Here is a 15,023-nt window from a genome sequence, read left to right on the forward strand (position 1 = left end):
TCTCAAGGTCGGCCGTCTCCTTGCCAGTGGCAGTGCTGGCGCAGATCCGTCCTGCCCGAAGACAGACGTTCCCCCATGAACCGCGTGACGCCGCATCTCCGGCGTCCACCGCATCCTGCCCCGCGAACGTGACGATCGCGATCGCCCCTCTCGGTGGGGCAGGACAGAGGGGATAATAATCCTTACTCCTGAAACGTCAAGAACAAATCGTGAACTTTCGGTCGCGGGCCGGGCGGCGCGTCCCGCCGGTAACCACTGCCCGCTTTTGCCCACAGATGCATGCACGCTTTGCGCGCTAAGGCTTTGACTTCGCCTGCGCCATCCCCCACTTAACCGCCATGGCCAAGAAACCCGGTACCAATCCCAAAGGCGAATTCGCCTTCTTCAACGTCTTCTATGAAGACGGCTCGCAGCGCTCCAACCGCCGCGTGCCCTCCGAGCTGCTGGGGGGACTCGACGGCGATGAGCCGGCCAAGGCCGCCATCGCCGAGCAGGACCGCGAGATCGCCGAAAAGTCCGGCCGTCCGGCGCTGGAGATCAAGAGCGTCGAACGCGTGGGCGCGAAGAAGAAGTAATCTGCTTTCTTTTCCCTCCCCCGCCCTTGCGTGGGGTCTGGCGGACGAATTCGTCCGCCATGGGTGGCTGGCCCCTTTGGCCGGTCGGGTGGGGGTGGTGCCGCAAGCTCCCTCGTCCGCTGAAACACTCCAGCCCGGCTTCCACTTCGTCGATGCTATGCATCGTCTCGTTCAGCCGACCCTCCCCACTGCGCACGGCTTCGCCGCGCTTGAGGGCGGGATATCGCGACCGCCAGCGCGTCGTTGCTGACACAACATTCAACAGCCACACCTCAGCCATCCCGCTGCGCCTGACTTTGGCGCGTCGCGCATCAAGTCCGGAGTATCGTGATGGTTGCGAGCTGCTTGTCTCAGCAGATCGCAACTCTTTTGCTCAGATGACGAACTCTGCTTAACTAGCATTGACTTTGAGAGCGAGGGGGAGCGTGCCATGGGCAACTACATTGAAGCGAGCCACCATCAATCGCCAAATAACGAGATAATCGCAAACCGGGCGGCTTGCGACGAATTCTTCCTAGCTATTTCGAGATTCGAAGAAGCCTACACCCATATCGCCTTCAACTATTTAGCTGTCCGGGTTGGTGACGATTTTGAGATCCGCCACGCTCGCCTATTCTTAAATACTTCAGAGCCAAAATCGCCAACATTTGAATTTCGATCGGATAACGTCCATGCGGGACGATACGTACTTCAAGGTGAAGAGACAAAAATTTCTTCCTTCGTTGAGGCGATAACTACCGGGACCCTATCGACACCGCATGGCCCGTTGAAATTCAGTCCCCCACATGAGGGAAAGCACCTCGCATCTTTCACATCATTTCACGGTGACGGGCTGCAAAATCAGACCAGATATAATGTCTTATCAATCATGGGAGCCGCACTCACATTTATCCGCCAACCGGACATCGACTGGGAGCTGAAGGCTGCCGCACGGCCATATGACGGTCTGCAGGAAATTTTCAACGAACTCTCTTTAGGCGGCATGGGCGGCCCGACTGCTACGGTAGAATTGGTCGCATTTAACGTTGCTTCGATAGACGGACAGAATTCGCGCGTTTCGGGCGAGAAAGCTGAAATTAGTATCCGTCTTTCCGGCCGACTTGATAAAAACCATTCAACTCTAGGCTACCGCTTATACGCACCTGGATCGGCTACAGCTCGCTCGATCATCCGCGGATCAGAAATGACTTGGAAGGAAACACCTGAATCTCTTGAGGGAAAAATAGAAATCTCAGTGCCTAAAGCATCCGTAATCAACTGCACTGTGAGCTATCGCGGCATTGCGCAAAGCCACCTATGGATAGATGACCCGGATAGATCACAAAATCCTCGACGCGCCATCTATGAGACATTCGACCCAAAGCTCTCCAATCTGACTGCCATTGTCGAGAATCCGACAGCAAGGGGCCAAGATGCTCGTCAGCTAGAACCAGCGGTTTCTTGGATTCTTTGGCAGCTTGGTTTTAGCACAATGCACCTCGGCGGAACGCCGCGCACGCGTGATGCCGCAGACCTATTGCTAGGGACCCCTGCGGGACATTTTGCAATTGTTGAATGCACAACCGGTCTTCTTAAGGCAGAGAACAAACTCGCCTTACTTCATGCTCGTGCAGAAATCGTACGACAAAATCTAAAAGATTCGGGTAATTCGTTTCAGCGGGTTCTTCCAATCATTGTGACGTCTAGAACACTACCTGAAGTGAAGGCGGATATCGAAGCGGCAGAACGATTGGGAATCCTGGTGATTACGCGGGAACGCCTAAGGGACGCTATCTTGCGAACCCTGTTCCAGCCCAATGCCGATATCATTTTTACTGAAGGAGAGCAGGCGGTTGCCGCGGCGTTGGCGAAATACAGCCACCAACCCGATGTCGCGTGAATCGGATACGATAAAGCCGGCGAGGCCCTGTCCGCCGACCCGCCTCATTTTTCACTTTCCGTCTCTTCGGGCCAATTCTCAACTATCGTGTTCAACAACAAACCATAGATATCTTTCTGAGAATGGCATGTGATGGTACGAAATCCATCTTGACCGACTTCGGATTGATAAAAGGGCACACCAACTAAACGAACTCCCGAATACTCCGTCTTTCCATCGTTTTCCTTGAAATAGATTTGCCAAAGCCCGCCGCCGCTTGTGCCACCAAATCCGTTCGGCAATGTAAAGTCCGGATACACTTTGGGCTTTATAGCGATAAGAGAGACGTTCTCCGTATCCCTCTCCCACATGATGTTGCCATCAGTCATGATCGCCTCGAATCCCTTACGTCTCTCGCCTGGACGTTCACCTGGCAAGTCCTTAGTGCGCTCGTCTATCGCTCCAACCATGCAATAGACGGAATTTGGCGCGGGCGGGTCTTTGGAAGAATCGTCTTGGTGCAAGCCCAAATTATAAAACGACTGAATTGCCTCCAACCACCCAATATCCTTGTCGGGCAATCGTAGGAACGCTATGTCCGGGCCATCGGACGCGGCCCCTTTCCCCCTGACGATCAATTTCTTGGAGTAGTCCATCTCAATTGTTTGTTTGCGGTAGTGCACCTCACTACCGAAGAACTTTGCCAGTCCAACCCTTCCTTGCGATGGGAGATCTTCTAGCACATGGGCTGCCGTCAGAATTCCATGGACCTTCCCCAGCTTCACCAGCGTGCCAGATCCTGCGCACACTGCATCTTCAACTCCTCCTTCATCGATTAGCTTCACGAAGCCTATTGCGTAGTTCGTAATGTGATCGCTGAAAGTTGCTGTGGGCAATATGACCTGTCGTAACTTGGCGCCATTCTCCGGCGGCTTCCAATCCTCGGCAGCCGTAAATACCAGCCACTTCTCTTGTTCGTTCGTGCACTTTTCGGAATGGCTACCTTCAACAATAACCGCACTGGTAGCTACCTTCTCAACGCGCCCGCACGTCTGACACCTTCGAAATTCGACATTCACTTTCATGTAGAGGCCCTTTCCGCGTTCTCTCGACGATCTAAGCTTTCCTGCCGCGACACGATTCAGCGCATTTTGCAGCGCCACGCGAATTAAATGGACGCGCTCCGCCATTTGATGCGGTTGGTTTACGACCCTACACCCCTCACCCCGCCCCGCCCGCCATCTGCCTGTTCGTCATCACCTGCGCCGCGATGATGATCCACGGGAGCACCAGCTCCGGCACGAGATAGGTGATCCACAATGCGTGCGGTTCGGGCAGGCCGACTTTCGAGATCGACAGCACGCGGCCGAGGCCGCCGACGAACACCGTCGCCGCCATCAGGAAGACCAGCGTGTTGTGTTCGCGAATGGTCGATGCCGCCCACAGGCCCATGACGCCCGACATCAGATAGATGCCGCCCATGAAGCGATGCACGTTGTCGAGCCGCGGCGCGGTCTCGGGCTGTCCCATATACATCTGCAGCGAGCCACCGAAGATGGCGATGGCGCCGACCAGAAACAGGCAGACCTGGGCAACGCGCTGGCTGAGCAGCATCGGCGCGAGTGACGTCATGGCAATGTCCTCGGGTGAAAATGTGCTTCGAGACAATTGATCGGGCAATGCGTGACGCTAGCGCGGGACGCAGTACAATCAAAGGGTGTAGCGGAGTTATCAACGTGGGCGACAGCATGTGGGGCGCCCCTCTCCCGCTCCCGCGCACAGCGAGCTGTGCCAGGCGGGATGCGGACATTCTCCCGGTTCGAGACGGTGCGACCCGAAAGGTGGTGATTGCGGCTGCGTTGGTGACGGCCCCTCACCCGACCGGCTCCGCCGGTCGACCTCTCCCCGCATTGCGGGGAGAGGTTAAGAGCGCGCACGATAAAAAAGGCGGACGTTGCGGTCCCAGCCAGTAGCTTAAGTGTGGAATCTCAACTCCACCTTCATCGGCATCCCTTATTTCATAAGGAATTCGGGTGGCCGACCATGCCGGAGATATCTTCGGGAGGAGCCAAAAGGCTTCGTCTCCCTCCCCCTTTCGAAGGGGTCGAATACCCGTTCATCAAGCAGTCCGAGCCGGGCAAGAAGGTGCGGCTCTACACCGACGACGGCACTCGCACCGCCGTCGATATTGCCGGCGTCCTGCATGACACCTCGCTGCACCAGGTCGATCGGTTCTTTATGCAGGTCAGGAGAAGCCTCGCCGGGCTGGAGCGGGCGCCTGCGTATCCGCGTCGAGCCTCCCGAAAGTGGTACCTGTACGGCTTCTATTCGCCGGAGATGGTCGAGAAGGCGCTGGTGATCTACCGCACCTACTTCAACTTCATCGCTAAAGGGCAGGACGGGAAAACGCCTGCAATGCGCATCGGGCTGGCCAAAGGCGCCATCCGCTTCGAAGATATCTTGTATTTCAGCTAGTTCGTACACCTATGAGCATGCCGTTCGCCCGGCATGCTCATAACTACTCTGCACCGATAGCGCCCGAATATGGTGTGATAGGCTAACAACGTGATATTGAGTGGCCTGGTAAATTTGGATGGGCGATGGACACGGTCACAAAAGTTTTCGCGGGTCCTGCGGTTGTCTGGACAACAGCCGTGAGCATTGTGGGACTGCTCACGATTGGACTTGGAGTCTTCTGGCTTTTTAGCAAGAAAGCTCGATTGAAGCACTTAGCGGAGTTGAGAAAGAAACTCGATGAAACAAGGCCTTCTGATCCTGAATACAACGGTGTCAGGACGCTTTATACGTCGATGGTGATCGATGCAGAGCGCTGGGGCTTCCTCCACTCTAATACTTCATCTGGCAACTCTGGAATTACGAGCTCCAGTAGGGGTGATCACGTCAGCGACGATAGTGCTGATAGTGGTCATCACTAACGTTCGGTTAGAACGATCGGCCGAAGAATTTTGCCCGCAAAAACAGTGTGGAATCGCTAGATTAGCGATTCCACACTTAAGCTACTGGCTGGCGTTGCGGTCCGCCTTTTTATTCGGTCACCCCGCTCGTCGCGGAGAAGTATCTCTGACCCCGCGTCACGCCAGCCTGAGCGTGAGCTGCTGCTCGCGGCCGGCGTGGCGCTGGACGAAGTCGTCGAGCGACGAGGTGACGTCCTCGTAATTGCGGTCGGCGCGGCGGCGGATCTCGCGGGCGACGTCTTCCGACACGTCGTCGGCCCAGCGCTCGGCCGTGTTGAAGGCGATCACGCGCTGCGGATCGTTGTACTGGCCGGACATCAGGTCGGCGATGACGGTTTCGAGATCGGTCGCCGCGACATCGGCCTCGCGCCAGGCGCAGCCGGCGCGGTCGAAACAATCCAGCACGAGATAGACGGTCTGCTCGCCGGCATCCGGCACCAGCGACGGGGTCCAGGCGCGCGTCATCCAGCCCTCCTTCCCTTGGTCACCCCTTTGGCCACCGGCCGCGCCGCCTTCTTCGCCGGCGCGGCCTCCTTCTTGCCCGTGATCGGCAGCAGCATTTCCTTCTGGCCGGTGGCGCGCTTCGGCGGCTTCTTCGCCTTTGGCGTCGGCGCGGCGCCGCCGCCCTTGAGGCTCTGCTGCAGGGCGGTCATCAGATCGACCACATTGGTGCCGGGCCGCGCCTTGCCATGCGGCTTGAGGGCGACGCCGCTGCGCTTCTGGTTGACGAGATCGACCAGCGCGGACTCGTAGCGATCCTCGAATTTGCCGGGCTCGAATTCGGCGGCCTTCTGCTCCACGATATGCCGCGCCAGATCGAGCATGTCCTTGGTGACCTTGACGTCCTGGATGTCGTCGAAATACTCCGCCTCGTCGCGCACCTCATAGGGATAGCGCAGCAGCGTACCCATCAGCCCGTTCTTCAGCGGCTCCAGCGCGATGATGTGCTCGCGATTGGTGAGCACGAGCCGGCCGATGGCCACCTTGCCCATGTCGCGGATGGTCTCGCGGATCACCGCATAGGCGTCGTGGCCGATCTTGCCGTCGGGCACGAGGTAATAGGGACGGATGGCGTAGCGCGGGTCGATATCGGCCTTCGGCACGAATTCGTCGATCTCGATGGTCCGGGTGGAGTCCAGCGCAATGTTGTCGAGTTCGTCTTTCGACACCTCGACATAGGTATCGGTATCGACCTTGAAGCCCTTCATGATGTCGTCTGCGGCCACCTCCTCGCCGGTATCCGCATCGACCTTGAGATATTTGATGCGATGGCCGGTGTTGCGGTTGATCTGGTTGAAGCTGATCTTCTCGGAATCCGACGTGGCGGGATATAGCGCGACCGGACAGCTCACGAGGGACAGGCGCAAAAAGCCCTTCCAATTGGCACGCGGGGCCATGGCAATACTCCAACTCACACGACGCGACACAATCCCGACTCAAGCGGGACCCGCCCGATTTGTTCCCGGTGCCGGAACCAGTTCGGCAAGCCGACCTTCGAACAGCACGCGGCCGAGGCGCCGACGCGCACCGCAGGTGCGCGCGCCCATCTCGACAAGGAGCCGACGAAGCAGCTGTCGGGCGAACCAAATCCAGGCCGCGACTACAGCGCCCGTGCAAAGAACGCGACGATGTCGCGATCGAAGCGCTCATGAAATGCAGCGCGGTCGAACCCCGGTCTGCTGGTGCAGATCGCCGGCACGCGTGTTGCCAGTTGCGCGGAGCATGGCGTCAAAAAATCGTAGTGCCCGGCATTCGCCACGACATGCACCTCGGGCAACGTCGGCAAAGCGAGGCGGACGGCCTCCGCATAATAGGGATGTGGCAGGACCTGGTCGTCCTCGGCCCGCCAAAGCTGGACCGGCTGACGGACCGCCGCCAGGCCCTTGCGACCGAAGGCAAAACCAAGGGCGGGCGCCGCGGAGACGACCGCCTTGATGCGCGGATCGTGGGCCCAGACGATAGCGGCATCCAGCGGAAGCGGGTGCCGGTCGACGATCTGGCAATCTTCGAAAGCGGGATGCGCCCTGCAGTGATCCCCGAGAGCCCGCAGGTCCGGCTCGCCACCGGCCACCGCGAGCACCGTGAATCCGCCGGCCGAGAAGCCGAACGCGCCGACGCGCGTCGCATCGATACGCCCATGGTCACCCCATGCGTCCAGCATATAATCCGTGACCAGCTTGAATTGGCGCGGCCGTTCCCAGATCGCGGTGGGGTTGCCCGGGTCGCGCCAGCTATCGCCGTTATGCGTGAGGGCGGCGACGACGAAACCTGCATTGGCCAGGGCCATGGCGGTGTCGAGATGCCCGGCATAGGAGCCGCCGTGACCATGGGATATCACCACCAGCGGCAGGCGGTCGCCCGCGAGTGCCGCATCGCGGGCAACCATCTGTTGATCGGACTCAATCGCCTGCAGCTTCGGCGCAGCGCCGGTGGGATACCAAACGCCGACCTCGATGGGTGGCCCTTGTGGATCGCTAATGCTGAAATGCTGGAAGCCGACCGCGGCGTCGGCCTGGCTGGCGGCGGCGATAGCGATGAATGCGACGAAAACCTGTGCGATGATGCTGCGCATGGAACCTCCTGCGGATTGGGATGACACGCGAGTTCTGCAAGCGGCGCCACCCTGCGCCAACCGTTGTTCGCCAATGGGCGAACGGGTTCGCCGGTGGGCGAACCGCTACGATGAGACGTCATGAGCAACGCTCGGCAACGTGATTTTCTGCGGGATTGGGCCATCGACCTGGCGATCGCGACCGTCTGCGCCATCTTCCTCGGCCTGATCGGACCATTCGGCAGCTATCTGAATGGACCGGCATGGCAGCGCGTGGCGTTTCAGCTTGCCTGCTTCTGGTCGGGAATCCTGCTGTATGGGTCCCTGATCCGCGTGGTGCTGCGATTCCAGTTGAGGCCGTGGATGACGTGGACGGCGATCGTCCTCGGCGTCGCCATCCTGACCGTCCCATTTCAGATCTGGACCGCGTGGATCGGCGTATCGATATGGCCGTTCCTGAGAAGGCTGGGCCCGCTCGACTGGTATGTGCAAGGACTGATCACCGCCTTGCCAGTCGTGCTCGGCTTCACCCTGTTGCTTCAGGCACGACGACACAAGCGGCACCAGGCCAAGGAAGCCGACGACGCGCCGCCAACGGCTTTCGGCCTGCTCGGTGCGCCGCCCTTCGCGGTGCTTTGCCTGCAGATGGAAGATCACTATGTCCGCGTCCACCATATCGCCGGCCACTCCCGGTTGGTGCTGGCAACGCTCAATCAGGCCATGACGGCTCTCGGCACCGCTGACGGCCTGCAGGTGCACCGGTCATGGTGGGTCGCGCGGAAGGCCGTTGTGCGCGTCGTGACCGAGGGCCGCAATCTGCGCCTGCAACTCGTCAACGGGATCACCGCCCCTGTCTCCCGCTCGGCCGTGGCCATGGTGCGCGAGGCCGGCTGGCTCACGACAGAGACCGCGCCGGACAACCGCGGCGTCGAACCAGCGCGCGCAGGACCGATTGGCGACACCTAATCCGCCTCCGCTCCGCGGCGGGTGAAGGACACGCGACACAAAGCCTCTTGACGAAAAGAACAAATCATGAACATATTTGCAGCCACGTACCTTGGCAACGAGCGCGTGAAAGCGCGGCACGCACACACGAAAATGCCCGGCGCGAGGCCGGGCATCATCAGAAGGATCGAGTGATCGACAGCGACCGTTAGTTATCCAGGAACGACCGCAGCTTGCGCGAGCGCGACGGGTGCTTCAGCTTGCGCAGCGCCTTGGCTTCGATCTGGCGGATACGTTCGCGGGTCACCGAGAACTGCTGGCCGACTTCTTCCAGCGTGTGGTCGGTGTTCATGCCGATGCCGAAGCGCATGCGCAGCACGCGCTCTTCGCGCGGGGTGAGCGAGGCGAGCACGCGCGTGGTGGTTTCGCGCAGGTTGGACTGGATCGCCGCATCGATCGGCAGGATCGCGTTCTTGTCCTCGATGAAATCGCCGAGATGCGAGTCTTCCTCGTCACCCACCGGGGTTTCGAGCGACAGCGGCTCCTTGGCGATCTTGAGAACTTTTCGAACTTTCTCCAGCGGCATGCCCAGCTTCTCAGCCAGTTCCTCAGGAGTAGGTTCGCGGCCGATCTCGTTGAGCATCTGACGCGAGGTGCGCACGATCTTGTTGATCGTCTCGATCATATGCACGGGAATGCGGATGGTGCGGGCCTGGTCGGCGATCGAACGCGTGATCGCCTGCCGAATCCACCAGGTCGCATAGGTCGAGAACTTGTAGCCGCGGCGATATTCGAACTTATCGACGGCCTTCATCAGGCCGATATTGCCTTCCTGGATCAGATCCAGGAACTGCAGGCCGCGGTTCGTATACTTCTTGGCGATCGAGATCACGAGACGGAGGTTGGCTTCCACCATCTCCTTCTTGGCCTGGCGGGCTTCGCGCTCGCCCTTCTGCACGCCGTGTACGATCTTGCGGAATTCGCCGATCTCAAGACCCGTGAGCGCCGCGAGCTGCTGGATTTCGCCGCGCAGTTCCTTGATGCGGTCCTTCTCGATGGCAACGAAGTTCTTCCAGCCCTTGGCCGAGAGTTTCGAGACGCGGTTGAGCCAGCGCGGATCGAGCTCCGAGCCCTGATAGTTGCGCAGGAAATCCTCGCGCGCGACGCCGTGGCTGTCGCCGAGACGCAGCAGGCGGCCTTCGAACGAGACGAGGCGCTTGTTGATGTCGTAGAGCTGCTCGACGAGTGAATCGATACGCGCCTGGTTGAGGCGCAGCGACTTCACCTCGACGATGATCTCGTCCTTGAGCTTCTTGTACTTGCGCTCCTGCGACGGCGACAGCGAGGGGCCCTGCGAGGCGCTCTCGAGCTGGTTCGCGATGTCCTGTTCCTGCAGCTTGCGCAGCTTCTTGTAAGAGTCGGCGATCTTGTCGAAGGTCTCGACCACCTTCGGCTTCAGCTCGGCCTCGATGGCGGCGAGCGACATCTGGTTCTCGAACTCGTCGTCGTCCATGTCGCCGTCGGCAGCGCCTTCCGACGTGCTTTCGCCGGCGGGGGCCGCAGCAGGCGCCGAACGCGGCGGCGCCGGACGGAACGGGGTGGCGGACGGCGGCGCCGCAGGCGGAGCCGCAACGGCTTCGGCGCCTTCGGCCACAGCTTCGCCATCGCCCGTGGGCGGGGCGATCAGCGCCGGGTTCATGTTGTTCTTGGCGTCGGGGCCAGCGTAGGTCGCTTCGAGATCGATGATGTCGCGAAGGAAGATCTTTCCTTCGTTGAGTTCATCGCGCCAGATGATGATGGCCTGGAAGGTCAGCGGGCTCTCGCAGAGGCCTGCGATCATCGCCTCGCGGCCGGCCTCGATGCGCTTCGCAATGGCGATTTCGCCTTCGCGCGACAGCAGCTCGACGGTGCCCATCTCACGCAGATACATGCGGACGGGATCGTCGGTGCGCTCGCCGGGCTCCGACTTCTTGACTTCGGTGACGGCCTTCTGCGTGACTTCGACGAGTTCGTTGTCGGTATCGTCGTCCTCGTCCTTGCTCTCTTCCTCGCCATCGCTGTCTTCGTTTTCGGAAACGTTGATGCCCATGTCGGAGAGCATCGACATGATGTCTTCGATCTGTTCAGGAGAGGTGGTATCGGACGGCAAGACGTCGTTGAGCTGATCGAAGGTCACGAAGCCGCGCTTCTTGGCCTGCTTGATCATCTTCTTGACGGCAGCGTCGGACAGGTCGAGCAAAGGTGACGGCGCGTCTGCGGAGTCCTTCTCCGGCGTGTCAGCTGCCTTGTCGTCTTTTTCCTTGTCCTTGGTCTGCAGCGTCTTTGCCTTGGTGGCCATTCAATGCTCCTGAAACGCGCTCACGCCGGGGGCGTCACCGCCCCGCTATCAATCCAGGGGGCGCAAGCGCCCCGATCCAATCATCGTCACCACTTGACGCACAAAGGGCGGCGCATATCCATCGCCACCCCCGACGTCGTCTTCGCGGTTTTCACTACTTAAGCCCAGACCCTTAACGTGGAGAGCCTTAAGCCCGGATTAACCCTGTTTTTGCAGCCAAACCATGGGTTTGGCGAGTCTTTTCGCGGTTTGCCCGGGCACCATCCGCAGCAAAGTTGCTTCACGAACTGCGCTGGAACCGCCCCGAGGATTCTCCGAACCCCTCGATCAGCGCCTCGATCCCGTCGACCTCAGCCAACCGGGCCTTCACATCGCGCAACCAGCCGTAGTTCGTTTCGCTCGCTTCTGCGCCCAGAGCAAGCTCCGCGTCTTTAAGCTCCCTAAGTAATGAGTGCCACTGGCGATGCAAGGCAACGAGCTGCGTCCAGGTGGAAAGAACATCCTCGCGGGCCGCACCAGGCCGCGCCGCCCACACCGCCTGAGTGGTAACTGCCTGCTCAACGTGTTGTAATTGCTCGGAATATCCAGCTTTAACCAGATCTGAACGCATTTGTTCACTTTGCTCGGCCTCATCGCCGTGATGATGCTCATGGGCGAAGGCCGCGATGATCCCGGCACGCAGCCGGTGCATCTCGGGATGGGCGAGTTCCAGCGCCGCCACCTCCTCCAGCCGGTCATGCAGCAGCCAGGGGTGGTTGATCAGCGACTGCACGATCAGCGCTTCGCGCCGGGAAATGGCGCTGCGCTGGCCGCGCATGATCGACGAGGTCGCAAGCTGTGGACTGACCACCTGATAGGGCCCGCGCTGGATGGTCTGGGGCCCGGCATTGGCCCCGCCCCGCCCGCCGCCACTGATTCGCCCCGCTGGACCGGGGGTAAACGGACGCGGACTGCGCGCAAAACCGCCGCCTCCGCCGCCCTGCTGGAAGCCGCCGCGGCCGCCGTTGTTACCGCCGTAGTTTTTTGGGCCGGTGCCGAAGGCGCGCTGCAGCCGCTCGGTCATGTCCTGGCGGTAGTATTTCTTCACGACATCGTCGCGGATGCCGTTCGACAATTCGTTGATGCGCGCCTCCAGCGCCGCACGGCGCTCCGGCGTCGCAAACGTGCCGCCGGCGATCTCGCGCGCCCAGATCAGATCCGATAGCGTGCCCGCCGCCGCCATCACATCCTCGATCGCCGCGCGGCCGCCAGAGCGGGCGAGGTCGTCGGGGTCCTGTCCTTCGGGCAGCAGCGCAAAGCGCAAACTCTTGCCGGGCTTGAGATGCGGCAACGCCAGCTCCGCCGCGCGCCATGCCGCCTTCTGGCCGGCCTTGTCGCCGTCGAAACACAGGATCGGCTCGTCGGCCATCTTCCAGAGCAGTTGCAACTGGTTCTCGGTCAGCGCGGTGCCGAGCGGCGCGACGGCACCGGAGAAGCCAACGCCGACCATGGCGATGACGTCGACATAGCCTTCGACCACCACCAGCGGCGCGCCGTCATGCGCGGCCTTTCGCGCCATCGGCAGGTTGTAGAGATTGTCGCCCTTGTGAAACAGCGGGGTTTCCGGCGAGTTCAGATATTTCGCCGGCGCATCTTTCTTCAGCGCGCGGCCGCCAAAGGCGATGATGCGTCCGCGCACATCGGAAATCGGAAACATCACGCGATCGCGGAAGCGATCATAGGGCACCGGGATGTCCTCGCCGCCGATCAGCAGGCCCGCTTCGACCATGTCGGGCACCGGCACGCCGGCGGCGCCGAGATATTCCTTCAGCGCGAACCGATCTTCGGATGCAAAGCCCATGCGGAACTGGAGCTGCACCGCGGGCGTGATACCGCGATCGGCGAGATAGCCGCGCGCACGGGCGCCTTCGCGCCCCACCAGCGTGTCCGCGAAGAATTTTGCGGCGAGATCCATGACGTCATACAGCGTCTTGCGGCGCTGCTCGTGGCGCGCGGCATCCGGCGTCGCCGCCGGCAGCGCCACACCCGCCATCTGCGCCAGCCGCTCGACCGCCTCCGGGAAGGCGCAGCCGTCGGTTTCCATCACGAAATTGATGATGTCGCCGTGCTTACCCGACGAGAAGTCGTGATAAAATCCCTTCTCGTCATTGACGAAAAACGACGGCGACTTCTCCTGCTGGAACGGCGATAGGCCTTTCCATTCGCGCCCGGCCTTCTTCAACTTGACGCGCTTGCTCACGACTTCCGAAACCGGAAGCCGGGCGCGCAGATCGTCGAGGAATTGGGGCGTGAAGCGCATGGGGCAGTTATCGTGCGATCGGGTTAGGTAAGTGTTGCGGGCTCGGATGTGAGCCTTTTGGGCTTTAGCCCATGAGCCTTGGCCCAGCCGACCATGGATATAGGTTTTCCGGGAGCAGATTTGAACCTGCGGTTCTTGCGCCCGCTATTCACAGGCGAAAATAAAGCTGGTCATTCCGGGGCGCGCGCGCATCTTTTGCGCGGGCGAACCCGGAATCCCGTTGTGTTCATCGCGACTGGACACCGGGAAGCGAGCGACGATGAACATCTCGGGATAATTGGAATGGCTGAGGTTCGCGTGCGGCTGTCGCCGCGCGCGCCCCGGAATGACGAGTTTGTGTCAATTTGCTTGAACTCACCCCGGTTCCACGCTCTCATATTCCATGTTCACGACATTCCGCGGCGGAAATACCGGTGCATGGCAGGTGATCTCGATCTCGCCCGTCAAGGGCGAGACGCTCAAACCCGTTGCGGCGCTGTCCATCACCCATGCCGACGCCATCTCGCTGCCGCTGCTGCCGTCGCAGACATCCTGGCGCCTCGCCGGCGTCGCCAGCCACGTCCGCTATGTCGAGCGTACCGAGAAGATCGCACTGGTTGCGGCACAGGCCGGGCTCGGCCGACCTGAGGCAACCCATGGCGCGCTGATCCCTATCAGGAAGAACGCGGCGTGGTGGGACATGACCCAGAACGAGCGGCGCCGTATTTTCGAGGACAAATCCCGCCACATCGCCGACAGCCTGAAATACCTGCCCGCCATCGCGCGCCAGCTCTACCATTCGCGCGACCTCGGCGAACCCTTCGATTTTCTCACCTGGTTCGAATATGCGCCGGAACACGCGCAGGAATTCGAGGATCTCGTCGGCGGCCTGCGCGAGACGGAAGAATGGAGCTATGTCGAGCACGAGGTGGATGTGCGGGTGGTGAAGGCGGCTTGACCAGCAGCATATACAGTCGCCGTCGCGTGCACGATCCGCGGCACATTCTGTCACATCATCTCGGCGCGCCGCGCGCGAAAAGACGAGCGAAGAAAATATTACGATCGTCTCTAGATACGAACCTGTTCGAGGCAGGACCGATTGGGCCGCACTCGACGCACTGACCGACGAACAGATCGAAGAAGCGGTTCGCAATGATCCCGACGCCGTGCCTCTCGATATCGACTGGTCGGATGGCGTCGTCGTCATGCCCGCCAAGAAGAAGGCCATCTCCATCCGCATCGACGAAGACGTGCTGGATTTCTTCAAGAGCGAGGGCGATGGCTATCAGGGCCGAATGAACGCGGTGCTGCGGTCTTACATGCTGCAGAAGGCCAAGCTGAAGACCAAGAAACGGGCATAGTTCTCCCGTCATTGCCCGCCGCTCCATAGGAGCGGCTGAGGGCGGGACCGGCGCCGAACATCCAACCTGCATGGCTCCCATTCAAGACGCCGCACTTCTGGCATGGCATCATATGCGCCATATCTCTCCCACCGCCCCGCCC

The 15,023-nt window shown here is 60.6% G+C and carries 14 protein-coding genes; 7 read left to right on the top strand and 7 right to left on the bottom strand.

Features of this window, described 5'->3' with window-relative positions; translation table 11 throughout:
• Window positions 1-338 precede the first annotated feature (338 nt).
• Together AC1DUY_RS21175 and AC1DUY_RS21180 are read left to right on the top strand one after the other, a co-directional pair.
• Window positions 339-575, top strand: coding sequence for a hypothetical protein (locus AC1DUY_RS21175; protein ID WP_068733419.1), 237 nt, complete (start codon window positions 339-341; stop codon window positions 573-575).
• 430 nt (window positions 576-1,005) lie between these two features.
• Window positions 1,006-2,454, top strand: coding sequence for a hypothetical protein (locus AC1DUY_RS21180; RefSeq protein ID WP_478116762.1), 1,449 nt, complete (start codon window positions 1,006-1,008; stop codon window positions 2,452-2,454).
• A gap of 44 nt (window positions 2,455-2,498) precedes the next feature.
• On the opposite strand, the gene AC1DUY_RS21185 is transcribed toward AC1DUY_RS21180, so the two are convergent.
• The gene (locus AC1DUY_RS21185) at window positions 2,499-3,518 is read right to left on the bottom strand and encodes a hypothetical protein (protein WP_478116764.1); all 1,020 of its coding nucleotides are present in this window, start codon (window positions 3,516-3,518) and stop codon (window positions 2,499-2,501) included.
• A gap of 136 nt (window positions 3,519-3,654) precedes the next feature.
• Window positions 3,655-4,065 (bottom strand): DUF4345 domain-containing protein, encoded by a 411-nt coding sequence (locus AC1DUY_RS21190; RefSeq protein WP_478116766.1) that lies wholly within the window; start codon window positions 4,063-4,065, stop codon window positions 3,655-3,657.
• 411 nt (window positions 4,066-4,476) lie between these two features.
• Here AC1DUY_RS21190 and AC1DUY_RS21195 point away from each other — a divergent pair, with 411 nt between their 5' ends.
• Both AC1DUY_RS21195 and AC1DUY_RS21200 read left to right on the top strand, forming a co-directional pair.
• Window positions 4,477-4,908, top strand: a complete 432-nt coding sequence (locus tag AC1DUY_RS21195; RefSeq protein WP_478116768.1) for a hypothetical protein — start codon at window positions 4,477-4,479, stop codon at window positions 4,906-4,908.
• Window positions 4,909-5,033: 125 nt separating this feature from the next.
• Window positions 5,034-5,369, top strand: a complete 336-nt coding sequence (locus AC1DUY_RS21200) for a hypothetical protein (RefSeq protein WP_478116770.1) — start codon at window positions 5,034-5,036, stop codon at window positions 5,367-5,369.
• A 156-nt stretch (window positions 5,370-5,525) separates the two neighbouring features.
• On the opposite strand, the gene AC1DUY_RS21205 is transcribed toward AC1DUY_RS21200, so the two are convergent.
• The 3 genes from AC1DUY_RS21205 to AC1DUY_RS21215 all read right to left on the bottom strand — a co-directional run bounded on the left by AC1DUY_RS21205 (window position 5,526) and on the right by AC1DUY_RS21215 (window position 7,980).
• Window positions 5,526-5,873, bottom strand: a complete 348-nt coding sequence (locus tag AC1DUY_RS21205) for a hypothetical protein (protein ID WP_089262085.1) — start codon at window positions 5,871-5,873, stop codon at window positions 5,526-5,528.
• A complete protein-coding gene (gene ku, locus AC1DUY_RS21210; RefSeq protein ID WP_478116772.1) occupies window positions 5,870-6,805 on the bottom strand; it encodes a non-homologous end joining protein Ku in 936 nt (311 codons plus the stop codon). The genes AC1DUY_RS21205 and ku overlap by 4 nt, the downstream gene beginning before the upstream one ends.
• Window positions 6,806-7,008: 203 nt before the next feature.
• Window positions 7,009-7,980, bottom strand: coding sequence for an alpha/beta hydrolase family protein (locus AC1DUY_RS21215; RefSeq protein ID WP_478116774.1), 972 nt, complete (start codon window positions 7,978-7,980; stop codon window positions 7,009-7,011).
• A gap of 120 nt (window positions 7,981-8,100) precedes the next feature.
• On the opposite strand from AC1DUY_RS21215, the gene AC1DUY_RS21220 reads away from it, so the two are divergent.
• Window positions 8,101-8,925 carry a LytTR family DNA-binding domain-containing protein gene (locus AC1DUY_RS21220; RefSeq protein WP_478116776.1) on the top strand — a complete coding sequence of 275 codons (825 nt, stop codon included), beginning with the start codon at window positions 8,101-8,103 and terminating at the stop codon, window positions 8,923-8,925.
• A 187-nt stretch (window positions 8,926-9,112) separates the two neighbouring features.
• Here the strand turns inward: AC1DUY_RS21220 and rpoD are convergent, their stop codons facing one another.
• Both rpoD and dnaG read right to left on the bottom strand, forming a co-directional pair.
• Window positions 9,113-11,242: an RNA polymerase sigma factor RpoD gene (gene rpoD, locus AC1DUY_RS21225; RefSeq protein ID WP_089262093.1), complete on the bottom strand. Its 2,130-nt coding sequence runs from the start codon at window positions 11,240-11,242 to the stop codon at window positions 9,113-9,115.
• A gap of 280 nt (window positions 11,243-11,522) precedes the next feature.
• The gene (gene dnaG, locus AC1DUY_RS21230) at window positions 11,523-13,541 is read right to left on the bottom strand and encodes a DNA primase (RefSeq protein ID WP_478116778.1); all 2,019 of its coding nucleotides are present in this window, start codon (window positions 13,539-13,541) and stop codon (window positions 11,523-11,525) included.
• A 382-nt stretch (window positions 13,542-13,923) separates the two neighbouring features.
• Between dnaG and AC1DUY_RS21235 the strand changes: the two genes are divergently transcribed.
• Both AC1DUY_RS21235 and AC1DUY_RS21240 read left to right on the top strand, forming a co-directional pair.
• On the top strand, window positions 13,924-14,478 hold the full coding sequence (locus AC1DUY_RS21235; RefSeq protein ID WP_478116781.1) for a chlorite dismutase family protein: 555 nt from the start codon (window positions 13,924-13,926) through the stop codon (window positions 14,476-14,478).
• A gap of 160 nt (window positions 14,479-14,638) precedes the next feature.
• On the top strand, window positions 14,639-14,881 hold the full coding sequence (locus tag AC1DUY_RS21240) for a BrnA antitoxin family protein (RefSeq protein ID WP_478116825.1): 243 nt from the start codon (window positions 14,639-14,641) through the stop codon (window positions 14,879-14,881).
• Window positions 14,882-15,023 lie beyond the last annotated feature (142 nt).

Source organism: Tardiphaga sp. P4_G1 (assembly GCF_056401215.1).